18 protein-coding genes and 1 riboswitch are annotated in these 22,694 nt (G+C 69.4%); of the genes, 15 read left to right on the top strand and 3 right to left on the bottom strand.

Annotated elements, in window-relative coordinates; all coding sequences use genetic code 11:
* Positions 1–5: 5 nt before the first annotated feature.
* The 14 genes from KUM44_RS01980 (at position 6) to recQ (ending at position 17,966) form a co-directional block, all read left to right on the top strand.
* Positions 6–560: an NADH-quinone oxidoreductase subunit B family protein gene (locus tag KUM44_RS01980; RefSeq protein ID WP_007383964.1), complete on the top strand. Its 555-nt coding sequence runs from the start codon at positions 6–8 to the stop codon at positions 558–560.
* Positions 557–1,318, top strand: coding sequence for an NADH-quinone oxidoreductase subunit C (locus KUM44_RS01975; protein ID WP_217205783.1), 762 nt, complete (start codon positions 557–559; stop codon positions 1,316–1,318). The genes KUM44_RS01980 and KUM44_RS01975 overlap by 4 nt, the downstream gene beginning before the upstream one ends.
* Positions 1,315–2,637, top strand: coding sequence for an NADH-quinone oxidoreductase subunit D (locus KUM44_RS01970; protein ID WP_217205782.1), 1,323 nt, complete (start codon positions 1,315–1,317; stop codon positions 2,635–2,637). Before KUM44_RS01975 ends, KUM44_RS01970 begins: the two co-directional genes overlap by 4 nt.
* Entirely contained in the window at positions 2,634–3,506 is an 873-nt protein-coding gene (nuoE, locus tag KUM44_RS01965) for an NADH-quinone oxidoreductase subunit NuoE (RefSeq protein ID WP_217205781.1), read from the top strand. The genes KUM44_RS01970 and nuoE overlap by 4 nt, the downstream gene beginning before the upstream one ends.
* Positions 3,506–4,855, top strand: a complete 1,350-nt coding sequence (nuoF, locus tag KUM44_RS01960) for an NADH-quinone oxidoreductase subunit NuoF (RefSeq protein WP_254388896.1) — start codon at positions 3,506–3,508, stop codon at positions 4,853–4,855. The genes nuoE and nuoF overlap by 1 nt, the downstream gene beginning before the upstream one ends.
* The gene (locus KUM44_RS01955) at positions 4,852–7,356 is read left to right on the top strand and encodes an NADH-quinone oxidoreductase subunit G (RefSeq protein WP_217205777.1); all 2,505 of its coding nucleotides are present in this window, start codon (positions 4,852–4,854) and stop codon (positions 7,354–7,356) included. Before nuoF ends, KUM44_RS01955 begins: the two co-directional genes overlap by 4 nt.
* Entirely contained in the window at positions 7,353–8,714 is a 1,362-nt protein-coding gene (gene nuoH / locus KUM44_RS01950; RefSeq protein WP_217205776.1) for an NADH-quinone oxidoreductase subunit NuoH, read from the top strand. The genes KUM44_RS01955 and nuoH overlap by 4 nt, the downstream gene beginning before the upstream one ends.
* Entirely contained in the window at positions 8,707–9,348 is a 642-nt protein-coding gene (gene nuoI / locus KUM44_RS01945; RefSeq protein ID WP_217205775.1) for an NADH-quinone oxidoreductase subunit NuoI, read from the top strand. The genes nuoH and nuoI overlap by 8 nt, the downstream gene beginning before the upstream one ends.
* On the top strand, positions 9,345–10,187 hold the full coding sequence (locus KUM44_RS01940) for an NADH-quinone oxidoreductase subunit J (protein ID WP_217205774.1): 843 nt from the start codon (positions 9,345–9,347) through the stop codon (positions 10,185–10,187). Before nuoI ends, KUM44_RS01940 begins: the two co-directional genes overlap by 4 nt.
* A complete protein-coding gene (nuoK, locus tag KUM44_RS01935; RefSeq protein ID WP_003998919.1) occupies positions 10,184–10,483 on the top strand; it encodes an NADH-quinone oxidoreductase subunit NuoK in 300 nt (99 codons plus the stop codon). Before KUM44_RS01940 ends, nuoK begins: the two co-directional genes overlap by 4 nt.
* Positions 10,484–10,498: 15 nt before the next feature.
* Complete coding sequence (gene nuoL, locus KUM44_RS01930) at positions 10,499–12,463, top strand: NADH-quinone oxidoreductase subunit L (protein WP_217205773.1); 1,965 nt, start codon at positions 10,499–10,501, stop codon at positions 12,461–12,463.
* A 5-nt stretch (positions 12,464–12,468) separates the two neighbouring features.
* A complete protein-coding gene (locus KUM44_RS01925; protein ID WP_217205772.1) occupies positions 12,469–14,040 on the top strand; it encodes an NADH-quinone oxidoreductase subunit M in 1,572 nt (523 codons plus the stop codon).
* Positions 14,037–15,686: an NADH-quinone oxidoreductase subunit NuoN gene (gene nuoN / locus KUM44_RS01920; protein ID WP_217205771.1), complete on the top strand. Its 1,650-nt coding sequence runs from the start codon at positions 14,037–14,039 to the stop codon at positions 15,684–15,686. Before KUM44_RS01925 ends, nuoN begins: the two co-directional genes overlap by 4 nt.
* 261 nt (positions 15,687–15,947) lie before the next feature.
* Positions 15,948–17,966, top strand: a complete 2,019-nt coding sequence (gene recQ / locus KUM44_RS01915) for a DNA helicase RecQ (RefSeq protein ID WP_217205885.1) — start codon at positions 15,948–15,950, stop codon at positions 17,964–17,966.
* Between the two features lie 69 nt (positions 17,967–18,035).
* Here recQ and KUM44_RS01910 read toward each other — a convergent pair whose 3' ends face one another.
* Both KUM44_RS01910 and fahA read right to left on the bottom strand, forming a co-directional pair.
* Positions 18,036–18,974 carry a M56 family metallopeptidase gene (locus KUM44_RS01910; protein WP_217205770.1) on the bottom strand — a complete coding sequence of 313 codons (939 nt, stop codon included), beginning with the start codon at positions 18,972–18,974 and terminating at the stop codon, positions 18,036–18,038.
* A 261-nt stretch (positions 18,975–19,235) separates the two neighbouring features.
* Complete coding sequence (gene fahA / locus KUM44_RS01905; RefSeq protein WP_217205768.1) at positions 19,236–20,459, bottom strand: fumarylacetoacetase; 1,224 nt, start codon at positions 20,457–20,459, stop codon at positions 19,236–19,238.
* A gap of 325 nt (positions 20,460–20,784) precedes the next feature.
* On the opposite strand from fahA, the gene KUM44_RS01900 reads away from it, so the two are divergent.
* On the top strand, positions 20,785–21,615 hold the full coding sequence (locus tag KUM44_RS01900) for an HAD family hydrolase (RefSeq protein ID WP_217205767.1): 831 nt from the start codon (positions 20,785–20,787) through the stop codon (positions 21,613–21,615).
* A 33-nt stretch (positions 21,616–21,648) separates the two neighbouring features.
* Here the strand turns inward: KUM44_RS01900 and KUM44_RS01895 are convergent, their stop codons facing one another.
* A complete protein-coding gene (locus KUM44_RS01895) occupies positions 21,649–22,422 on the bottom strand; it encodes a LysM peptidoglycan-binding domain-containing protein (protein ID WP_217205766.1) in 774 nt (257 codons plus the stop codon).
* 5 nt (positions 22,423–22,427) lie between these two features.
* A riboswitch (cyclic di-AMP (ydaO/yuaA leader) is annotated at positions 22,428–22,612 on the bottom strand.
* Between the last annotated feature and the right edge of the window lie 82 nt (positions 22,613–22,694).

Here is a 22,694-nt window from a genome sequence, read left to right as displayed (position 1 = left end):
AACTCATGGGACTCGAAGAAAAGCTGCCGAGCGGATTCCTGCTGACCACCGTCGAGCAGGCCGCGGGCTGGGTACGCAAGGCGTCCGTCTTCCCGGCCACCTTCGGCCTCGCGTGCTGCGCCATCGAGATGATGACGACCGGCGCCGGCCGTTACGACCTGGCGCGCTTCGGCATGGAGGTCTTCCGCGGCTCGCCGCGCCAGGCCGACCTGATGATCGTCGCCGGCCGGGTCAGCCAGAAGATGGCGCCGGTGCTCCGGCAGGTCTACGACCAGATGCCGAACCCCAAGTGGGTGATCTCCATGGGGGTCTGCGCCTCCTCGGGCGGCATGTTCAACAACTACGCGATCGTGCAGGGCGTCGACCACATCGTCCCGGTCGACATCTATCTCCCCGGCTGCCCGCCGCGGCCCGAGATGCTGATGGACGCCATTCTCAAGCTCCACCAGAAGATCCAGTCCTCCAAGCTCGGCGTGAACGCCGAAGAAGCGGCCCGCGAGGCGGAGGAAGCGGCGCTCAAGGCCCTGCCCACGATCGAGATGAAGGGGCTGCTGCGGTGAGCGACGCGAACGGAACCAACGGGGCGAACGGGTCGAACGGGGTCAACCCCGAGAAGGACCTCTCCGCCTCCAACCTCCCCGGCCAGCGCGGTCAGGGCGGCGAGGAGATCCGCGTCCAGCGCGGCATGTTCGGCGCCAACAACGGCGGCGACACCTCCGGCTACGGCGGCCTCGTCCGCTCGGTCCGGCTCCCGGGCCCGGCGAGCCGCCCCTACGGAGGCTGGTTCGACGAGGTGGCCGACGAACTCGAGGGCGCCCTGGAGGAACAGGGCCTCCTGCCCGGCAACGCCATCGAGAAGACGGTCGTCGACCGCGGCGAACTCACCTTCCACATCGAACGCGAGCACCTGCTCCGCGTCGCTCGCACCCTGCGCGACGACCCGGCCCTGCGCTTCGAGCTGTGCACCGGCGTCAGCGGCGTCCACTACCTCAGCGACAAGGGCCGCGAGCTGCACGCCGTCTACCACCTGCGCTCGATCACCCACAACCGGCTGATCCGCCTCGAAGTCAGCGCCCCCGACAGCGACCCGCACATCCCGTCGCTCGTCTCGGTGTACCCGACGAACGACTGGCACGAGCGCGAGACGTACGACTTCTTCGGCATCGTCTTCGACGGTCACCCCGCCCTGACGCGGATCATGATGCCGGACGACTGGCAGGGCCACCCGCAGCGCAAGGACTACCCCCTCGGCGGCATCCCCGTCGAGTACAAGGGCGCCCAGATCCCGGCTCCGGACCAGCGGAGGTCGTACTCATGAGCACGCAGTCAGCATCCGCCCGTGAGACCACCGAGGGCACCGTATACACGGTCACCGGTGGCGACTGGGACGAGGTCGTCCAGGCCGCGGCCCGCGCCGACGACGAGCGCATCGTCCTCAACATGGGCCCGCAGCACCCCTCCACCCACGGAGTGCTCCGCCTGATCCTGGAGATCGACGGCGAGACGGTCACCGAGGCCCGCTGCGGCATCGGCTATCTCCACACCGGCATCGAGAAGAACCTCGAGTACCGGACCTGGACACAGGGCACCACGTTCGTGACGCGCATGGACTACCTGACGTCCTTCTTCAACGAGACCGCCTACTGTCTCGCCGTCGAGAAGCTCCTCGGCATCGAGGACCAGATCACCGAGCGCGCCAAGATCATCCGAGTGCTCCTGATGGAGCTGAACCGGCTCTCCTCCCACCTGGTGTGCATCGCCACCGGCGGTATGGAACTCGGCGCCACCACGATCATGATCTACGGATTCCGTGATCGTGAAATGATTCTCGACATCTACGAGCTCATCACGGGCCTCAGGATGAACCACGCGTACATCCGCCCCGGCGGACTCGCTCAGGACCTGCCGCCCGGCGCGGTGGACCAGATCCGCGAGTTCGTGAAGAAGATGAAGAAGAACCTCCCGGAGTACGACAAGCTCGCCACCGGGAACCCCATCTTCAAGGCCCGTATGCAGGACGTCGGGTATCTCGACCTGGCCGGCTGCATGGCCCTCGGCGCCACCGGCCCGATCCTGCGCTCCACCGGCCTGCCGCACGACCTGCGCAAGGCGCAGCCGTACTGCGACTACGAGACCTACGACTTCGAGGTCCCGACCGCCGACACCTGCGACTCCTACGGGCGCTTCCTGATCCGCCTGGAGGAGATGCGCCAGTCGCTCGGGATCGTCGAGCAGTGCCTGGACCGGCTCCAGCCCGGCCCGGTCATGGTCGCCGACAAGAAGATCGCCTGGCCCGCCCAGCTCGCCCTGGGCCCCGACGGGCTCGGCAACTCCCTCGACCACATCAAGAAGATCATGGGCACCTCCATGGAGGCCCTGATCCACCACTTCAAGCTGGTCACCGAGGGCTTCCGCGTCCCGCCGGGACAGGCGTACGCGGCCGTCGAGTCGCCCAAGGGCGAGCTCGGGGTGCATGCCGTGTCCGACGGCGGCACCCGCCCCTTCCGGGTCCACTTCCGCGACCCGTCCTTCACCAACCTGCAGGCCATGGCGGCGATGTGCGAGGGCGGCCAGGTCGCCGACGTCATCGTCGCCGTCGCGTCCATCGACCCCGTGATGGGAGGCGTCGACCGGTGACCACCTCTTCTTCCGAGCGGGGCGTCAGCCTGGGCATGCCCGAACTGCCCGCGCCCGCTTACCCGGACGACGTTCGGGAACGGCTGGAGCGCGACGCGCGCGAGGTCATCGCCCGCTACCCGGACTCCCGGTCGGCCCTCCTGCCTTTGCTGCACCTCGTGCAGTCGGAGGAGGGGCATGTCACGCGCACCGGGATGCAGTTCTGCGCGGACGTGCTCGGCCTGACCACGGCCGAGGTCACCGCGGTCGCCACCTTCTACACGATGTACCGGCGCAGGCCGAGCGGTGACTACCAGGTGGGCGTCTGCACCAACACCCTGTGCGCGGTGATGGGCGGCGACGCGATCTTCGAGGAGCTCCAGGAGCACCTGGGCGTCGGCAACGGCGAGACCACCGACGACGGCAAGGTCACCCTGGAGCACATCGAGTGCAACGCGGCCTGCGACTTCGCGCCTGTCGTGATGGTCAACTGGGAGTTCTTCGACAACCAGAACCCGGCCAGCGCCAAGCAACTCGTCGACGACCTCCGGGCGGGACGGCCCGTCGAGCCGACGCGCGGGGCGAGGTTGTGCACCTTCAAGGAGACCGCGCGGATCCTGGCCGGCTTCCCCGACGAGCGGCCCGGGGCCGTCGAGGAGAGCGGCAGTGCGGGACCGGCGTCGCTGGTGGGCCTCCGCCTGGCCAGGGGAGAAGCCGCACCCGCGCGCGTGGTCCATCCGCGGGACGGCGGCCCGCACGACGAGCCGCAGGGCAAGGCAGTGCACGAACCGTCGCCGGCTGAACACCTCAGCTCGCACGACGCGCCGCAGGAATCGTCCGCGTCCGACCCAGCCCACCCGGCAGGGCCTGTCGCCGAGGAGGGGGAGTGATGACGTTGGCACCAGAGCTGAAGGAAAACAGCCCCGAGAAGCTGCTCGCACCCGTGCTGTCGGCCTTCTGGGACGAGGACAGGTCCTGGACGCTGGACGTCTACCGAAGGCACGAAGGGTATGAGGGCCTGCGCAAGGCACTCGCCATGTCGCCGGACGACCTGATCGCGTACGTCAAGGACTCCGGTCTGCGCGGGCGCGGTGGCGCGGGATTCCCGACGGGAATGAAGTGGCAGTTCATTCCACAGGGTGATGGAAAACCGCACTATCTAGTTGTCAACGCCGACGAGTCGGAGCCCGGAACCTGCAAGGACATTCCGCTCCTCTTCGCGAACCCGCATAGCCTCATCGAGGGCATTGTCATCGCGTGTTATGCCATCAGGTCTTCGCATGCCTTCATCTATCTGCGTGGTGAAGTCGTCCCCGTATTGCGGCGGTTGCACGAGGCCGTGCGCGAGGCCTACGCGGCGGGCTACCTCGGCGAGAACATCCTGGGCAGCGGACTCGATCTCGACCTCACCGTGCACGCCGGCGCCGGCGCGTACATCTGCGGTGAGGAGACCGCACTGCTCGACTCGCTCGAAGGCCGCCGTGGTCAACCGCGGCTCCGTCCCCCCTTCCCTGCGGTGGCAGGTCTCTATGCCTGCCCGACTGTTGTGAACAACGTCGAGTCGATCGCGTCGGTTCCCGCGATTCTGCATCGGGGCAAAGAATGGTTCCGGTCGATGGGCAGCGAGAAGTCCCCGGGCTTCACGCTCTACTCGCTCAGCGGCCATGTCGCCAATCCCGGCCAGTACGAGGCCCCGCTCGGCATCACACTCCGCCAGCTCCTCGAGATGAGCGGCGGGATGCGCCCGGGCCACCGCCTCAAGTTCTGGACGCCGGGCGGCTCCTCGACCCCGATGTTCACCGACGAGCACCTCGACGTCCCTCTTGACTACGAAGGAGTGGGCGCCGCGGGTTCCATGCTGGGCACCAAGGCGCTCCAGTGCTTCGACGAGACGACCTGCGTCGTCCGCGCCGTCACCCGCTGGACCGAGTTCTACGCCCACGAGTCCTGCGGCAAGTGCACGCCCTGCCGCGAAGGCACGTACTGGCTCGTGCAGTTGCTGCGCGACATCGAGGCCGGCAAGGGCGTCATGTCCGACCTCGACAAGCTCAACGACATCGCCGACAACATCAACGGCAAGTCCTTCTGCGCCCTCGGCGACGGTGCCGCCTCGCCGATCTTCTCCTCGCTGAAGTACTTCCGCGAGGAGTACGAGCAGCACATCACGGGCCGCGGCTGCCCCTTCGACCCGGCCAAGTCGACGGCCTGGGCCGACCACCGCACGGAGGTGAACGCATGACTGTGACCACCAGCGCTCCCTCCGGAGGAGGCGAGGCGGCGGTCCCGCCGGAAGATCTCGTGACGCTGACCATCGACGGCGTCGAGATCAGCGTGCCCAAGGGCACCCTGGTCATCCGGGCCGCCGAGCAGCTCGGCATCGAGATTCCCCGCTTCTGCGACCACCCCCTCCTCGACCCGGCCGGCGCCTGCCGCCAGTGCATCGTCGAGGTCGAGGGACAGCGCAAGCCGATGGCGTCCTGCACGATCACGTGCACGGACGGCATGGTCGTGAAGACGCATCTCACCTCACCGGTCGCCGAGAAGGCCCAGAAGGGTGTGATGGAGCTCCTGCTCATCAACCACCCGCTGGACTGCCCGGTCTGCGACAAGGGCGGCGAGTGCCCGCTCCAGAACCAGGCCATGTCGCACGGACACGCCGAGTCCCGCTTCGAGGGCCGCAAGCGGACGTACGAGAAGCCCGTACCGATCTCCACGCAGGTACTCCTCGACCGCGAGCGGTGCGTGCTGTGCGCCCGCTGCACCCGGTTCTCCAACCAGGTCGCGGGCGACCCGATGATCGAGCTGGTCGAGCGCGGCGCGCTCCAGCAGGTCGGCACCGGTGAGGGCGACCCGTTCGAGTCGTACTTCTCCGGGAACACCATCCAGATCTGCCCGGTCGGCGCGCTGACGTCGGCGGCATACCGGTTCCGCTCCCGCCCCTTCGACCTCGTCTCCTCGCCGTCGGTGTGCGAGCACTGCTCCGGCGGTTGCGCCACACGCACCGATCACCGGCGCGGCAAGGTCATGCGGCGTCTGGCGGCCAACGATCCCGAGGTCAACGAGGAGTGGATCTGCGACAAGGGGCGGTTCGGCTTCCGGTACGCGCAGCAGCGTGACCGGCTTCAGACGCCTCTGGTGCGCAACGCCGAGGGTGACCTCGAACCGGCCTCCTGGCCGGAGGCGCTCCAGATCGCGGCTCAGGGGCTGCTCGCCTCGCGCGGCCGCACCGGAGTGCTGACCGGCGGCCGGCTCACCATCGAGGACGCCTACGCGTACAGCAAGTTCGCGCGCGTGGCGCTCGACACCAACGACATCGACTTCCGCGCGCGCGTGCACAGCGGCGAGGAGGCCGACTTCCTCGCCGCGCGGGTCGCCGGTCACGGCCGTGACCTCGACGGTACGGGTGTCACGTACGCCTCCGTCGAGAAGGCACCGGCCGTCCTGCTGGCCGGGTTCGAGGCCGAGGAGGAGGCGCCCGGCATCTTCCTGCGGCTGCGCAAGGCCTGGCGCAAGCACGGCCAGAAGGTCTTCTCGCTCGCCACCCACTCCACGCGCGGACTGGAGAAGGCCGGCGGCACGCTGCTGCCGGCCGCTCCCGGCACCGAGACCGAGTGGCTGGACGCGCTCGCGAGCGGCGTCGGTCTGGACGGGGACGGGGCGAGGGCGTCCGAGGCACTGCGCACCGAGGGCTCGGTGATCGTCGTCGGCGAGCGGCTGGCCGCTGTGGCGGGCGGGCTCACCGCCGCCGTACGGGCCGCGACCGCGACCGGCGCCGAGCTGGTGTGGATCCCGCGCCGGGCCGGGGAGCGCGGTGCCGTGGAGGCCGGTGCGCTGCCGTCGCTGCTGCCCGGCGGACGCCCCGCGACCGACCCACGCGCGCGTGAGGAGGTCGCCGCCGTCTGGGGCCTGGCCGATCTCCCGCACCGTTACGGCCGCGACACCGGCCAGATCGTCGAGGCCGCCGCGACCGGTGAACTCCAGGCGCTGCTGGTCGCGGGCGTCGAGGTCGCCGACCTGCCCGACCCGGCACGCGCGCGTGAGGCGCTCGCCGAGGTCGGCTTCGTGGTCTCGCTGGAACTGCGGCCCGGCGAGGTGACCGAGCTCGCCGACGTGGTGCTGCCCGTCGCAGCGGTCGCGGAGAAGGCCGGCACCTTCCTCAACTGGGAGGGCAGGGTGCGCTTCTTCGAGGCCGCGCTCAAGCCCGATCAGATGACCCGCCGTCTGGCTCCGACGGACGCGCGCGTGCTGCAAATGCTGGCCGACGCCATGGACGTACACCTGGGCCTGCCGGATCTGCGCACCACGCGCGCGGAGATCGACCGGCTCGGATCCTGGGACGGATCGCGGGCCACCGACCCCCTGGAGATCGCGGCCCAGTTGCCGCGACCGGCGGCCGGTGAGGCCGTGCTGGCCGGACATCGGCTGCTGCTCGACCAGGGCCTCCTCCAGCAGGGCGACGAAGCGCTGGCCGGCACCCGGCACGCGGCCCACGCGCGCGTGTCGGCTGCTACGGCCGCCGAGGCCGGGGTGAAGAACGGCGACGCCCTCGCCGTGAGCGGCCCGGCCGGAGTCGTCGAACTCCCGCTCCAGATCACGGAGATGCCCGACCGGGTGGTGTGGCTCCCGCTGAACTCCGTGGGCCGTGGCGTCGCCTCCGACACCGGGGCGCTGCCCGGCTCACTCGTCCGCATCGGCCCGGCGACCCTCGCGTCCGAGGCCCCCGAGGAGGTGGAGGCATGAGCCCTTTCCTCGCCGCTGAAGACCTCTCGATGTTCGGCCGCGACCCCTGGTGGCTGGTCGTCATCAAGGCGGTGTTCTGCTTCGCCTTCCTGATGGTGACCGTGCTGTTCTCCATCGTCTGGGAGCGCAAGGTCGTCGCCTGGATGCAGCTGCGCATCGGCCCCAACCGGCACGGCCCCTGGGGCATGCTCCAGTCGCTCGCCGACGGCATCAAGCTGATGCTGAAGGAAGACGTCATCGTCAAACGCGCGGACAAGGTGGTCTACGTCCTCGCGCCGATCGTCGCGGCCATCCCGGCCTTCATGGCGATCGCGGTGATCCCCTTCGGCCCGGCCGGCAACGAGATCTCGATCTTCGGCCAGCGCACCACGATGCAGCTCACCGACCTGCCGATCGCGATGCTCTACATCCTCGCGGTCGCCTCCGTCGGCATCTACGGCATCGTGCTGGCGGGTTGGAGTTCCGGGTCCACCTATCCGCTGCTCGGCGGTCTGCGTTCCTGCGCGCAGATGATCTCCTACGAGATCGCCATGGGCGCGGCCTTCGCCTCGGTGTTCCTCTACTCCGGGTCGATGTCGACGTCGGCGATCGTCGAGGCGCAGCAGGACCGCTGGTACATCGTGCTGCTGCCGGTCTCCTTCCTGATCTACATCGTGACGATGGTCGGCGAGACCAACCGTGCCCCGTTCGACATGCCGGAGTCCGAGGGAGACCTGGTCGGCGGCTTCAACACCGAGTACTCGTCGATCAAGTTCGCGATGTTCATGCTCGCCGAGTACGTGAACATGGTGACGGTCTCGGCCGTGTCCGTGACGCTCTTCCTGGGTGGCTGGCGGGCGCCGTATCCGATCAGCGCCTTCTGGGAGGGAGCGAACCACGGCTGGTGGCCGCTGCTCTGGTTCGTGGTCAAGGTCCAGCTGCTGCTCTTCTTCTTCATCTGGCTGCGCGGCACGCTGCCTCGCGTCCGCTACGACCAGCTGATGAAGCTGGGCTGGAAGGTCCTCATCCCGGTCTCCGTCGTCTGGCTGATGCTCGTCGCGACCGTGCGGACCCTCCGGAACGAGAACTACGACTTCGCCGACATCGTGCTCTACGTCGCCGGCGGCGTCATCGCGTTGCTGCTCCTCTCCTTCATCGCGGACATGTTCCGCGAGCGGGCGAAGGCGGCCTCGCGTCCCGCCGAGGAGCCCGCGTTCGACGCGATGGCGGGCGGATTCCCCGTGCCGCCCCTGCCCGGTCAGGAACTTCCGCCCGTGCCTCGGCGCCGCCCCAGCCGCGAGCGAGAGCTGATTGTCAGTGGCGGGCCCGATACTCAGAGTGACGGATCTCTGGATGGAAAGGAGGCGTCCGATGGCTGAGGAGCCCAAGGAGACCAAGCCCGGTTTCCAGAACCCCGTGGCCGGCTTCGGCGTGACCTTCAAGGCCATGTTCAAGAAGCGGCTGACCGAGCAGTACCCGGAGCAGCAGAAGACCACCGCTCCGCGTTTCCACGGACGGCACCAGCTCAACCGCCATCCGGACGGCCTGGAGAAGTGCGTCGGCTGTGAGCTGTGCGCCTGGGCCTGCCCCGCCGACGCCATCTATGTGGAGGGCGCCGACAACACCGACGAGGAGCGCTACTCGCCGGGCGAGCGGTACGGCCGCGTGTACCAGATCAACTACGCCCGCTGCATCCTGTGCGGCCTGTGCATCGAGGCGTGCCCCACGCGCGCGCTCACGATGACCAACGAGTTCGAGCTCGCGGACTCCAGCCGCGCCAACCTCATCTACACCAAGGAGCAGCTGCTCGCCGGACTCGAGGACGGCATGGTCGACAGCCCCCACGCCATCTACCCGGGGACCGACGAGCAGGACTACTACCGGGGTCTGGTGACCGAGGCCGCGCCGGGCACGATCCAGCAGGTGGCGCTCTCCAAGGGCGAGGTGCCGCAGGAGGCCGCCACCACCTTCGGCGAGGACGAACCGGCGTCCGAGAAGGTGATCGGCCGATGACCGAGCAGCTCGCCGCCTACTCCACCTCCACCGGAGAGGCCGTCCAATTCTGGATCCTCGGCACCGTCGCCGTCATCGGCGCCCTGTGCACCGTCTTCATGAAGAAGGCCGTGCACAGCGCGCTCTGTCTCGCCGGGACCATGATCGTCCTGGCGGTCTTCTACCTCGCCAACGGCGCCTACTTCCTGGGCATCGTGCAGATCGTCGTCTACACCGGCGCGATCATGATGCTGTTCCTGTTCGTGGTGATGCTGGTCGGCGTCACGGCCGCGGACTCCCTGAAGGAGACCATCAAGGGCCAGCGCTGGCTGGCCCTTGTCTGTGGCCTCGGCTTCGGCATCCTTCTGATCGGCGGTATCGGCAACGCCTCGATCACGGAGTTCAACGGTCTCGCCCAGGCGAACGCGAACGGCAATGTGGAGGGGCTCGCGGCCCTCATCTTCACCAAGTACGTCTTCGCCTTCGAGATCACCGGCGCCCTGCTGATCACGGCGGCCGTCGGCGCCATGGTGCTCACGCACCGCGAGCGCACCGAGCGCGCCAAGACCCAGCGCGAGCTGTCCGAGCAGCGCGTCCGCGAAGGCAAGCACGTCCCGCCGCTGCCCGCGCCCGGCGTGTACGCCCGGCACAACGCGGTCGACATCGCGGGCCTGTTGCCCGACGGCACGCCGTCCGACCTCACGGTCAGCAAGACGCTGCGGGAGCGCGGTCAGATCCGTGATGTGTCCACCGAGGCGCTGAACGACCTGCGGGCCCTGGAGCAGCGCGCGGAGGAACGGCTGGAGCGGACCGCGATCGAGCCGTCGACCTTCAAGCGGCCCGAGGAGGCGTCCAAGTGAACCCGGTCAACTACCTCTACCTCGCCGCCCTGTTGTTCACGATCGGCGCCACCGGCGTGCTGATCAGGCGCAACGCGATCGTCGTCTTCATGTGCATCGAGCTCATGCTCAACGCCTGCAACCTCACGCTCGTCGCCTTCTCCCGGATGCACGGCAATCTCGACGGCCAGATCATCGCCTTCTTCACGATGGTCGTCGCCGCCGCGGAGGTCGTCGTCGGGCTCGCGATCATCGTGTCGCTGTTCCGTTCCCGCCACTCGGCCTCGGTCGACGACGCCAGCCTGATGAAGCTCTAAGGGGTCGGAAGAATCGTGGAGAACCTGATTGCGCTGCTGATCGCGGCGCCATTGCTCGGAGCGGCCGTACTGCTGTGCGGTGGCCGGCGCCTCGACCGCGTCGGCCACTGGATCGGCACCGCCCTCGCCGCCGTCTCCTTCGTGTTCGGCGTTGTCCTCTTCGCCGACCTGCTCGGCAAGAGCGCCGAGGACCGGACCCTGACGAGCCACCTGTTCAGCTGGGTTCCGGTCGAGGGCTTCCAGGCGGACATCGCCTTCCGCCTGGACCAGCTGTCGATGACGTTCGTGCTGCTGATCACCGGCGTCGGCTCGCTGATCCACCTGTACTCGGTCGGGTACATGGAGCACGACGAGCGGCGCCGCCGCTTCTTCGGCTATCTGAACCTGTTCCTCGCGGCGATGCTGCTGCTCGTCCTCGCCGACAACTACCTGCTTCTGTACGTCGGCTGGGAAGGCGTCGGTCTCGCCTCCTACCTGCTGATCGGCTTCTGGCAGCACAAGCCCAGCGCCGCCACGGCCGCGAAGAAGGCCTTCCTGGTCAACCGCGTCGGCGACATGGGCCTGTCGATCGCGATCATGATGATGTTCCTCTGGTTCGGCACCTTCGCCTTCGGGCCGGTGCTCGGCGGGGAGGGGGAGCCCGGCCTGGTCGGTGACGCGAGCGAGGGCAAGCTCACCGCCATCGGCCTGATGCTGCTGCTCGCCGCCTGCGGCAAGTCCGCCCAGGTGCCGCTTCAGTCCTGGCTCGGGGACGCGATGGAGGGCCCGACCCCGGTCTCGGCCCTCATCCACGCCGCGACGATGGTGACCGCGGGCGTCTACCTGATCGTCCGCTCCGGCGCCATCTTCAACGCCGCGCCCGACGCGCAGTTGGTGGTCACCATCGTCGGCGCCGTCACGCTTCTCTTCGGTGCGATCGTCGGTTGCGCGAAGGACGACATCAAGAAGGCGCTGGCCGGCTCGACCATGTCGCAGATCGGCTACATGGTCCTCGCCGCGGGCCTCGGCCCCATCGGCTACGTCTTCGCGATCATGCACCTGGTGACGCACGGCTTCTTCAAGGCCGGGCTGTTCCTCGGCGCCGGCTCGGTCATGCACGGCATGAACGACGAGGTCGACATGCGCAAGTACGGCGGCCTGCGCAAGTACATGCCGGTCACGTTCGTCACCTTCGGCCTCGGCTACCTCGCCATCATCGGCTTCCCGGGCCTGTCCGGCTTCTTCTCCAAGGACAAGATCATCGAGGCGGCGTTCGCCAAGGGCGGCACCGAGGGCTGGATCCTCGGCGCCTGTGCTCTGCTGGGCGCGGCCATCACGGCGTACTACATGACGCGCGTGATGCTGATGACGTTCTTCGGTGAGGAGCGCTGGCGTCACACGAAGACGGCCTCACCGGCCGAGCCCAGCGTGGAGCCCGCCGCCGAGACGCACGGCGAGCACGCGGAGCCGCACCCGCACGAGTCGCCCAAGGTCATGACGATCCCCATGATCGTGCTGGCCGTGGGATCGGTGGCCGGCGGTGCGTTCTTCAGCATCGGCGACCGTTTCGTGCACTGGCTGGAGCCCATCACCGGGCACTCCCACGGCCACCCGCCGATCGGCGCGGCAGCGGTCACCAGCGCGACCGTGGCGTGCATGATCATCGGCGTCGCCATCGCCTACGCCCAGTACGGCCGACGCCCGGTCCCCGCCGTCGCCCCGCGCGGGTCGCTGCTCACCCGGGCCGCCCGGCGCGACCTGCTCCAGGACGACTTCAACCACGTCGTCCTCGTACGCGGCGGCGAACACCTCACGCGCTCCCTCGTGTACGTCGACCACACCCTGGTCGACGGCGTCGTCAACGGCACGGCGGCCTCGGTCGGCGGTCTGTCCGGACGGATGCGCAGGCTCCAGAACGGCTTCGCGCGGTCGTACGCGGTCTCGATGTTCGGCGGTGCGGCGATCCTCATCGCCGCGACCCTGCTGATGAGGGCGGTCTGATACCGATGTCCTTTCCTCTTCTGACAGCTACGGCGGCGCTCCCGGCGATCGGGGCGGTCGCCACGGCCGCCGTACCGGCCGCCCGGCGCACCGCCGCCAAGTGGCTGGCGCTGCTCGTCTCGCTCGCCACGCTCGCCCTCGCGATCACCGTCCTGGTCCGCTTCGACCCGGACGGCGACCGCTATCAGCTCACCGAGTCCCACGCCTGGATCGCGGACTTCGGCGTCCGCTACGAACTCGGCGTGGACGGCATCGCGGTGGCGCTGATCGCGCTGACGGCGCTGCTGATCCCGTTCATCATCCTCGCGGGCTGGCACGATGCCGACCCGCTGGAGACCGGCAGTTCGCGCTGGCGGCCCACGCAGGGCTTCTTCGCCCTGATCCTGGGCGTCGAGGCGATGGTGATCCTCTCCTTCGAGGCCACCGACGTCTTCCTCTTCTACATCTTCTTCGAAGCCATGCTGATCCCGATGTACTTCCTCATCGGCGGCTTCGGGGACCGTGCCCACGAGCACGGCGAGAAGGTGGCGTCGACACAACGGTCGTACGCCGCTGTGAAGTTCCTGCTGTACAACCTGGTCGGCGGTCTGATCATGCTGGCCGCGGTGATCGGCCTCTACGTGGTCGCCGGGAACTTCAGCCTTCAGGAGATCGCCGAGGCCCGCGCCAACGGCACGCTCGACATGGCGACGAACACCGAACGCTGGCTGTTCCTCGGCTTCTTCTTCGCCTTCGCCGTGAAGGCCCCGCTGTGGCCGCTGCACACCTGGCTGCCCAACGCGATGGGGGAGGCCACCGCACCGGTCGCCGTCCTCATCACGGCGGTCGTCGACAAGGTGGGCACCTTCGCGATGCTCCGCTTCTGCCTCCAGTTGTTCCCGGAGGCCAGCAAGTGGGCGACACCCGCGATCCTCGTGCTGGCGCTGGTCAGCATCATCTACGGGGCGCTGCTGGCGGTCGGCCAGCGGGACATGAAGCGTCTGATCGCGTACGCGTCGATCTCGCACTTCGGCTTCATCATCATGGGCATCTTCGCGATGACCAGCCAGGGCCAGTCCGGTGCGACGCTGTACATGGTCAACCACGGGATCTCGACGGCGGCGTTGATGCTGGTGGCCGGGTTCCTGATCTCCCGGCGCGGCTCGCGGCTCATCGCCGACTACGGCGGAGTGCAGAAGGTCGCCCCGGTGCTCGCCGGCACCTTCCTGATCGGCGGTCTGGCGACCCTGTCGCTACCCGGCCTTGCACCGTTCGTGAGTGAGTTCCTGGTCCTGGTCGGCACGTTCACGCGCTACCCGGTGATCGGCATCATCGCCACGTTCGGCATCGTGCTCGCCGCGCTCTACACCCTCGTCCTCTACCAGCGGACGATGACGGGCCCGGTGAAGCCGGAGGTCTCGGCGATGCCCGACCTCAGGGTGCGCGAGCTCCTGGTCGTCGCCCCGCTGGTCGCACTGCTGATCTTCCTGGGCGTCTACCCGAAGCCCGTCACGGACATCGTCAACCCGGCGGTCAAGCAGACCATGTCCGACGTACAGAAGAAGGACCCCCAGCCCGAGGTGGAGGCGGCCAAGTGAGCGCATCAGCCGTCCACAGCCTGTGGACAATCGCGGCCGACCCGATCCCGAAGATCGGCGCGCCGAAGATCGAGTACGGACAGCTCTCGCCCACCCTGATCATCGTCGGCGCGGCGGTCGTCGGGGTGCTGATCGAGGCGGTCGTCCCGCGCAAGGCCCGTTACTACGCGCAGGTGTTCGTCTCCGCAGTGGCGCTCGTCGCGGCCTTTGCCGCGGTCGTGGCGCTCGCGGCCGGCGGATACGCCACGACCAAGGCGGGCATCGCCGCGATGGGCGCCATCGCCGTCGACGGGCCCGCCCTCTTCCTCCAGGGCACGATCCTGCTGGCCGCCCTGGTCGGCCTGTTCACCTTCGCCGAGCGGCGGCTCGACCCGGCGGCGCACGGCAACCGGGTCGACTCCTTCGCCGCGCAGGCCGCGTCCGTGCCCGGCAGCGACAGCGAGAAGGCCGCCGTGAAGGCCGGGTTCACCACCACCGAGGTGTTCCCGCTGCTGATGTTCGCGGTCGCGGGCATGCTCGTGTTCCCGGCGGCCAACGATCTGCTGACGCTGTTCATCGCCCTGGAAGTCCTCTCGCTCCCGCTGTACCTGATGTGCGCGCTGGCCCGCCGCAAGCGGCTGATGTCGCAGGAGGCCGCGGTCAAGTACTTCCTGCTCGGTGCCTTCGCCTCCGCGTTCACGCTGTTCGGCATCGCGCTGCTGTACGGCTACGCGGGCTCCGTGTCGTACGCGACGATCGCGCAGGTCGTCGACGGTACGGTCCCGGAGGTCAGCCCGGCGCTCGCGGACACCATGGGCAACGACGCGCTGCTGCTGGTCGGCGCCGCGATGATCGTGATGGGGCTGCTGTTCAAGGTGGGCGCGGTCCCGTTCCACATGTGGACGCCCGACGTCTACCAGGGCGCTCCGACGCCGGTGACCGGATTCATGGCGGCGGCGACGAAGGTGGCGGCGTTCGGCGCGCTGCTGCGGATTCTGTACGTGGTGCTGCCGGGGCTGCGCTGGGACTGGCGGCCGGTCATGTGGGGCGTGGTGATCGTCACCATGCTGGGCGGTGCGATCGTCGCGATCACGCAGACCGACATCAAGCGGCTGCTGGCGTACTCGTCGATCGCGCACGCCGGGTTCATCCTCGCGGGTGTCATCGCCACCACGCCGGACGGGGTGTCGTCGGTCCTCTTCTATCTGGCCGCGTACTCGTTCGTGACGATCGGGGCGTTCGCGGTGGTGACGCTGGTGCGGGACGCCGGCGGCGAGGCCACGCACCTGTCCAACTGGGCGGGTCTGGGCCGCCGTTCGCCGCTGGTCGCCGCCGTGTTCGCGGTGTTCCTGCTGGCCTTCGCCGGTATCCCGCTGACCTCCGGCTTCGCCGGGAAGTTCGCCGTGTTCAAGGCGGCGGCGGAGGGCGGGGCGGCCCCGCTGGTCGTGGTCGGTGTGATCTCGTCGGCGATCGCGGCGTTCTTCTACATCCGCGTCATCGTGCTCATGTTCTTCAGTGAGCCGCGGCCCGAGGGGCCCACGGTCGCCGTTCCGTCGCCGCTGACGATGACGGCCATCGGGGTCGGTGTGGCGGTGACGCTGGTGCTGGGTGTCGCGCCGCAGTACTTCCTGGATCTGGCGAGTACGGCAGGAGTGTTCGTGCGCTGACGCGGCGCCCGTACGGCTCGCTTGTACGGCTCGCTCGTACGGTCTGCTCGTACGGCCCGCCCTCACAGCAGCGGCCCGGCTTCCCTCGGAGGGACGCCGGGCCACTGTGTTGTGGAGGGGCCTGCCGCTCGCCGATCACTCACGGTGTCCGACCGATCGCGAACGGGTGAGGGGTGGGCCTGTGGATAACTCCGGTGCTGTCGGTGGCGGCCCCTATCGTGGAGGCAAGTGGTCGAGGGACGACGTACGGGGGACACGACGATGGGTGCGACGGGCGGGATCAGCGAGATGCCAAGGGTGACCGAGGTGGCACAGGCGGGCGACAGCGAGGCGCTGGCCGCACTGCACCGGGTCTTCGGGTACGAGGCCTTCCGCGGCGAACAGGGAGCCGTCATCGAGCATGTGGTGGCCGGCGGCGACGCCGTCGTGCTCATGCCGACCGGCGGCGGGAAGTCGCTCTGCTACCAGATTCCCTCCCTGGTCAGACCGGGTACGGGCATCGTCGTCTCGCCGCTCATCGCGCTGATGCAGGACCAGGTGGACGCGCTGAGGGCGCTCGGCGTGCGGGCCGGGTTCGTCAACTCCACACAGGACTTCGACGAGCGGCGGGTGGTGGAGGCGGAGTTCCTGGCGGGCGAGCTGGACCTGCTGTACCTCGCCCCGGAGCGGCTGCGGCTCGACTCGACGCTGGACCTGCTGTCGCGCGGCAAGATCGCGGTGTTCGCGATCGACGAGGCGCACTGTGTGTCCCAGTGGGGTCACGACTTCCGCCCCGACTATCTGGCCCTGTCGCTGCTCGGTGAGCGCTGGCCGGACGTTCCCCGGATCGCGCTCACGGCGACGGCCACGCATGCGACGCACCAGGAGATCACGCAGCGGCTGAACATGCCGACGGCCCGGCACTTCGTGGCGAGCTTCGACCGGCCCAACATCCAGTACCGGATCGTGCCGAAGGCGGACCCGAAGAAGCAGCTGCTGAGCTTCCTGCGCGAGGAGCACGCGGGCGACGCGGGCATCGTGTACTGCCTGTCCCGCAAGTCCGTGGAGGCGACGGCCGAGTTCCTGAGCCGCAACGGCATCGAGGCGGTGCCCTACCACGCGGGCCTGGACGCGGGCACGCGCGCCGCGCACCAGTCCCGTTTCCTGCGGGAGGAGGGCCTGGTCGTGGTGGCGACCATTGCCTTCGGAATGGGCATCGACAAGCCGGACGTGCGGTTCGTCGCCCATCTCGACCTGCCCAAGTCGGTCGAGGGCTACTACCAGGAGACGGGCCGCGCGGGACGTGACGGCCTGCCCTCCACGGCCTGGATGGCCTACGGCCTCAACGACGTCATACAGCAGCGCAAGCTGATCCAGTCGGGCGAGGGCGACGAGGCCTTCCGGCGCCGGGCCGCCTCGCACCTGGACGCGATGCTGGCGCTGTGCGAGACGGCCCAGTGCCGGCGCGGCCAGCTGCTCGCCTACTTCGGCCAGGACCCCGTCGCGGCGGGCTGTGGCAACTGCGACACCTGCCTGACACCGCCGGAGACCTGGGACGGCACCATCGCGGCGCAGAAGGTGCTGTCGACGGTGGTGCGGTTGCAGCGCGAGCGGGGGCAGAAGTTCGGGGCGTTGCAGATCGTCGACATCCTGCTGGGCAAGCGGACCGGCAAGGTGATCCAGTTCGACCACGACCAGCTGTCGGTGTTCGGCATCGGCGAGGAGCTGAACGAGGGCGAGTGGCGGGGCGTCATCCGGCAGTTGCTGGCGCAGGGACTGCTCGCGGTCGAGGGCGAGTACGGGACGCTTGTGCTGACCGAGGCCAGTGGCACGGTGCTGCGGCGGGAGCGGGCGGTGCCGCTGCGGAAGGAGCCGAAGAAGCCGGTGACCTCGCGGTCGGCGTCGGGGTCCGGTTCCGGCGGGTCCGGGCGCGGCGAGCGCAAGGCGAAGGCCGCCGTGGCCGAGTTGCCGGAGGAGCTGGTGCCGGCCTTCGAGGCGCTGCGGGCCTGGCGTGCGGAGCAGGCTCGGGAGCAGGGGGTTCCGGCGTATGTGATCTTCCATGACGCGACGCTGCGGGAGATCGTGACGGTGTGGCCCGCGTCCGTGCGGGAACTCGGGGGCGTCGGCGGGGTCGGCGAGAAGAAGCTGGCCACGTATGGGGAGGGCGTGCTTGAGGTGCTCTCCTCCATGCGTGAGGGCTCCGAGGCCGGTGCAGCAGGTGACGCGGCACCCGCGGCCGATCACGGAGCGGACGACTGGCCCGAGATGGAGCCTGAGCCTGAGCCGGAGGACTGGGCCTAGCCAGGGAGGAAGGGCGGCCGGCCTCTCAGCTTGTCCAGCCTGCCCAGCCTGACTGGGGTTTGGGAGGGGTCATGCCAGCGCCGTCAGCCCGGGCGCGAACGTGATCAGCAGCGGGAGCAAGGGCACCAGCGAGGCCAGCGTCGTGGTCAACGCCCGGTGGTGGCGCTCCAGGCGCGGAGGTGGCTGGAGGAGGCGGTCGACGCGTTCGCCCAGGAGGCGGTGGGTGGAGGCGCAGGAGAGGACGCCTCGGTGCTGGTTCAGCTCGATCAGGGCCAGCGCCGTCGTCAGATGACCGCAGCGGCGGGACGCGGTGTCGTCGGCGGCCAGTTCGACCAGACGGTGGGTCTGGTCGCAGAAGTGGGCGAACAACGGGATGCGGGGGAATCCGGTGGCGAGCGCGGTCGAGAGGTGCAGGAGCCAGTCGTGGCGGGCGCGGGCGTGGCCGCGCTCGTGGGTGAGGACGGCGTCGAGCTGGTGGTCGGTGAGGCGGTGCAGGGCGCCGGTGGTGACGATCAGCTGGGCGGGGTTGCCGGGCATCCACCAGGCGTCCGGGTACTCGTCCTCCAGGACCAGGAGCGGGCCGCGCGCCGCGGGCAGGCCGGCCGGCAGGTCGGGGGCGCGTTCGCGCAGGTGGGCCCGGGCCTGGCCGCGGCGTCGGCGGGCCTCGGCGAGTTCGCGGCCCAGCATCGCCGTCGTCCAGGCGGCGCCGCAGGCCAGGAGCAGGGTCAGGACGGCGGCCCAGGCCGACGCGGACGACAGGTCGTACGCCGCGGTCACCGCAGGCGGTGCGGGGGCGAAGAGCTGTGCGCGTACGGTGCCGAAGACGGCCGCGGCGCCCAACGCCAGGGCCGTCAGACAGCACAGCAGGACGGTGGCGACCAGGCACTGCCACACCCAGAGCGCGACCACGGGTTCCCGTTCGGGCCATGAGGCACGGGTCAACGCTCGCGGAACGGGCACGGCTGCTGTCAGAGCGACGGTGCTCAACAGGAGCAGGCAGAAGGTCATGCCGGAGGCTCCGGATCCTGGTCAGGGGAGGTGCGCGGGCGGACATGCGGGGCGGTGGGCGAGGAACACGCCACCGCCAGCCAGTATGACGGTGACGGTCGCCGGAGTCAGCGGTGAAGAGTCGCCGAACTCGCCTCGGGGCACCGGGCGTACTCCGGCACGGCCGACGCCATCGCCCCCTGCCGGCGTGGGGCCTCGCGGACCGCCGACGCCTCTGCACCGTCCGCTCCGGCTCGCGTGCCCGCGCTCCCCGGCCTCACGTCAACTGCCTGCCACCACCTGCCCGGTGACCTCTCCCAGTCCCACCCTGACCCCACCGGGGCCCGGGGCCCAGGCGGACAGGGTGACCACGTCGCCGTCCTCCAGGAACGTGCGCTTGCCGTCGGGGAGTTCGAGAGGGTCGCGGCCGTTCCAGGTCAGCTCCAGCAGGGAGCCGCGCTCGCCTTCCGTGGGGCCGCTCACCGTGCCGGAGCCGTACAGGTCGCCGGTGCGCAGGGAGGCGCCGTTCACGGTCATGTGGGCGAGTTGCTGGGCGGCCGTCCAGTACATGGTGGAGAAGGGGGGTTCGGAGACCACGTGGCCGTTGATGGCCACCGAGATGCGCAGGTCGTAGCCGCCGGGTTCGGCTTCGGAGCCGGAGTCGTCGAGGTACGGCAGCAGGGGGTGCGTCCGCTCCGGTGCAGCCACCCGGGCCTCCTCCAGCGCGTCCAGCGGGGTGATCCACGCCGACACCGACGTGGCGAAGGACTTGCCGAGGAACGGGCCGAGGGGGACGTACTCCCAGGCCTGGACGTCGCGCGCCGACCAGTCGTTGAGGAGGCACAGGCCGAAGACGTGCTCGCGGAAGTCGCCCAGCGCCACCGGCCTGCCCATCTCCGAGGGCGTCCCGACCACGAAGCCGACCTCGGCCTCGATGTCGAGGCGGACCGACGGGCCGAAGACCGGCGCCGGGTCGGTGGGGGCCTTGCGCTGGCCGGACGGGCGTACGACATCCGTGCCGGACACGACCACCGTGCCGGAGCGGCCGTGGTAACCGATCGGGAGGTGCTTCCAGTTGGGGGTGAGGGAGTCGGCGGCGTCGGGGCGGAAGATCTGGCCGACGTTCCGGGCGTGGTTCTCGGAGGCGTAGAAGTCGACGTAGTCCGCGACCTCGAAGGGAAGGTGCAGGGTCACCGAGGACAGGGGGTGCAGCAGGTCCGCGACGGCCTCCTGGTGCGCCGGCACCGTCACCCACGCCGTCAGCGCGCGGCGCACGTCGGACCAGGTGGTGCGGCCCGCGGCGAGGAGCGGGTTCAGGGAGTCCTGGGCGAGCAGCGGGGCGTACGGGGAGCCGAGCGCGTAGGCCGCCTTGCCGGCGTCGAGGACGTGGTCGCCGAGCCGGACGCCGACCCGGCGTGCGGAGTCCGAGCCGGGGAGGGAGAAGACGCCGTACGGAAGGTTGTGCGTGCCGAAGGGGTCGCCCTCGGGGAGATCGAAGGGGGGCATGGGGTGCTGCCTCACTCTCTTACGCTCCGTGCCATGTGGTCGGGCCACACGTTACGGGTGAGGTGCCGGTCTTGGGCAGTACGGAACTCGCGTCGCCGAGGCCGGCGAATCACCAGGTCGCGGCGCACGGTCGAGGCTCACGCGCCCCTTTTGCGGGGCGATGGCGCGGGCCGAGGGACCACGGGGGAGTGAAATCGCAACAAGCGGAAGGAAGTTGTGCACACGGGAACAGAATCCGAACCGGAACAGGTGTCAACACATGTGAACACAGCAGCCGTCCGGTTCACGTCGAGTCGATGGGGCTTCCTGTCCGTATTCTCTGATCATGGCCCCACCCATCGCATATTCACTCATCGCCACTGACCTGGACGGGACGCTGCTCCGAGGCGACGACACGCTCTCCGACCGTTCCCTCGACGCGCTCGCGCAGGTCACGGCGGCCGGTGCCCAGCACCTCGTCGTGACAGGGCGGCCGGCGCCCAGAGTGCGGCCGCTCCTCGACGTCCTGGGCAGCAGGGGGCTCGCGGTGTGCGGACAGGGCGCGCAGCTGTACGACGCCGGCGCGGACCGTCTGTTGTGGTCCATCACCCTGGACCGGGAGCTCGCGGAGACGGCGCTCGGCAAGATCGAGGCCGAGGTCGGGGAGGTGTACGCGGCCGTCGACCAGGACGGCGTCGACGGGCTCACGCTCATCGAACCCGGGTACCTGATGCCGCACCCCACCCTGCCCGCCGTACGCGTCCAGCACCGGGACGACCTGTGGTGCGAGCCGATCAGCAAGGTCTTGCTGCGCCATCCCACCCTGTCCGACGACGAGTTGGCGGCGACGGCGCGGTCGGTCGTCGGTTCTCTCGCGACGGTCACCATGTCCGGGCCGGGAACCGTCGAACTCCAGCCATGCGGCATCACCAAGGCGACCGGTCTCGCGCTCGCCGCCGAGCATCTCGGCCTGGGCGCGCACGAGACCATCGCCTTCGGGGACATGCCCAACGACATCCCCATGTTCGACTGGGCGGCCCGCGGGGTGGCGATGGCCAACGCCCACCCCGAACTCAAGGCGGTCGCCGACGAGATCACCCTCTCGAACGAGGACGACGGCATCGCCGTCGTCCTCGAGAGACTGCTCGCGGGCGCCTTGGCTGATTTCGTCCAGTAAGAGTGAATTGACCTACTGGACCCTGCTTCGGGCCTAGTAAGGCCCGTTCACATTGTCGATCGAGCCGTACCGCGCGGCCGCGTAGTTGCACGCGGCCGCGATGTTCGCGACCGGGTTGAAGGGGTCGTAGACGGTGCCCGGCACGTGGTACGCCGCGAAGGTGGGGTCGATGACCTGGAGGAGGCCCTTGGACGGGGTGCCCGCGGCGGCGTTGGAGTCCCAATTGTTGATGGCCTGGGGGTTGCCGGACGACTCGCGCATGATGTTGCGATGAATGCCCTCGTACGACCCGGGAATACCGTTCTGTCCCATGATGTCCAGGGCGTTGCGGATCCAGCCGTCGAGGTTGTCCGCGTACGTCTTCACCGAGGACTGGGTGGCCTGGGCGACGGCGGACTTCTTGGCGGGCGCGGCGGCCTTGTCGGCCGTGGTGCTCGGCGTGCCGGCCTTCTTCGTCGCCCGGACCTTCAGGTCGACGCCCGGGTGGATGAGCCGGGGGTCGTCGCCGACGGCCTTGCGATTGTCCTTGTAGAGCTGCTTCCAGCCGCCCTGGGCGTCATACCGGTCCGCGATGCCGTAGAGCGAATCGCCCTTTTTCGTGGTGTACGTAATGGTCTTGGCCTGCGCCGCGGAGGGTGCGGACTGGGGGGCGGCCTGGGCGGCTGTGGGGGCCTGGGCCGGCTGGGCGGCGCTCGCGGTGGTCGCGCTCAGGAGCGGGAGCGCGAGGGCGGCGGTGCCGGTGCCTGCGATGGCGACGCGACGGGTGAGCGGGTTGGTGCGGGGGCGGCGGTGCTTGCCTCGGGGCATGGCGCTGTTCCTCTCCGGCGCCTGCGAGGTGAGCTGTCGGGTTCGGGCGGGAGATGCCCGGCCGCGCCGCTGGGCGGTGGCGCGACTTCACCCCGAGCCGTGCCGGTGCGCCATCAAGGCGTCCGGTCCGGCGACTTACCTGGGTCCCCCGCTCCTGCCGTGCGTGTGTGGGTTCCGTGGGTGGATGACTCGGGCGGCGGCAGGATTCGGCGTCCGCCCGACGAGCGGGAACGTATGCGAGAGCACATGCCCGAAACAAGTGCCGTGGTCAT

The sequence above is a fragment of the Streptomyces sp. AC550_RSS872 genome, assembly GCF_019049285.1.
Lineage (GTDB): Bacteria > Actinomycetota > Actinomycetes > Streptomycetales > Streptomycetaceae > Streptomyces.
Note: the sequence above shows the minus strand (reverse complement) of the source record. Positions and strands in the feature narration are given on the sequence as shown.

Bases quoted from the DNA above. Each gene is read 5' to 3' on its own strand.
- fahA (WP_217205768.1), bottom strand. From the start codon at position 20,459: ATGCCCCCCTTCGATCTCCCCGAGGGCGACCCCTTCGGCACGCACAAC.
- KUM44_RS01925 (WP_217205772.1), top strand. From the start codon at position 12,469: ATGTCCTTTCCTCTTCTGACAGCTACGGCGGCGCTCCCGGCGATCGGG.
- KUM44_RS01910 (WP_217205770.1), bottom strand. From the start codon at position 18,974: ATGACCTTCTGCCTGCTCCTGTTGAGCACCGTCGCTCTGACAGCAGCC.
- nuoH (WP_217205776.1), top strand. From the start codon at position 7,353: ATGAGCCCTTTCCTCGCCGCTGAAGACCTCTCGATGTTCGGCCGCGAC.
- KUM44_RS01940 (WP_217205774.1), top strand. From the start codon at position 9,345: ATGACCGAGCAGCTCGCCGCCTACTCCACCTCCACCGGAGAGGCCGTC.
- nuoI (WP_217205775.1), top strand. From the start codon at position 8,707: ATGGCTGAGGAGCCCAAGGAGACCAAGCCCGGTTTCCAGAACCCCGTG.
- KUM44_RS01970 (WP_217205782.1), top strand. From the start codon at position 1,315: ATGAGCACGCAGTCAGCATCCGCCCGTGAGACCACCGAGGGCACCGTA.
- nuoF (WP_254388896.1), top strand. From the start codon at position 3,506: ATGACGTTGGCACCAGAGCTGAAGGAAAACAGCCCCGAGAAGCTGCTC.
- KUM44_RS01895 (WP_217205766.1), bottom strand. From the start codon at position 22,422: ATGCCCCGAGGCAAGCACCGCCGCCCCCGCACCAACCCGCTCACCCGT.
- recQ (WP_217205885.1), top strand. From the start codon at position 15,948: ATGGGTGCGACGGGCGGGATCAGCGAGATGCCAAGGGTGACCGAGGTG.
- KUM44_RS01955 (WP_217205777.1), top strand. From the start codon at position 4,852: ATGACTGTGACCACCAGCGCTCCCTCCGGAGGAGGCGAGGCGGCGGTC.
- KUM44_RS01980 (WP_007383964.1), top strand. From the start codon at position 6: ATGGGACTCGAAGAAAAGCTGCCGAGCGGATTCCTGCTGACCACCGTC.
- KUM44_RS01900 (WP_217205767.1), top strand. From the start codon at position 20,785: ATGGCCCCACCCATCGCATATTCACTCATCGCCACTGACCTGGACGGG.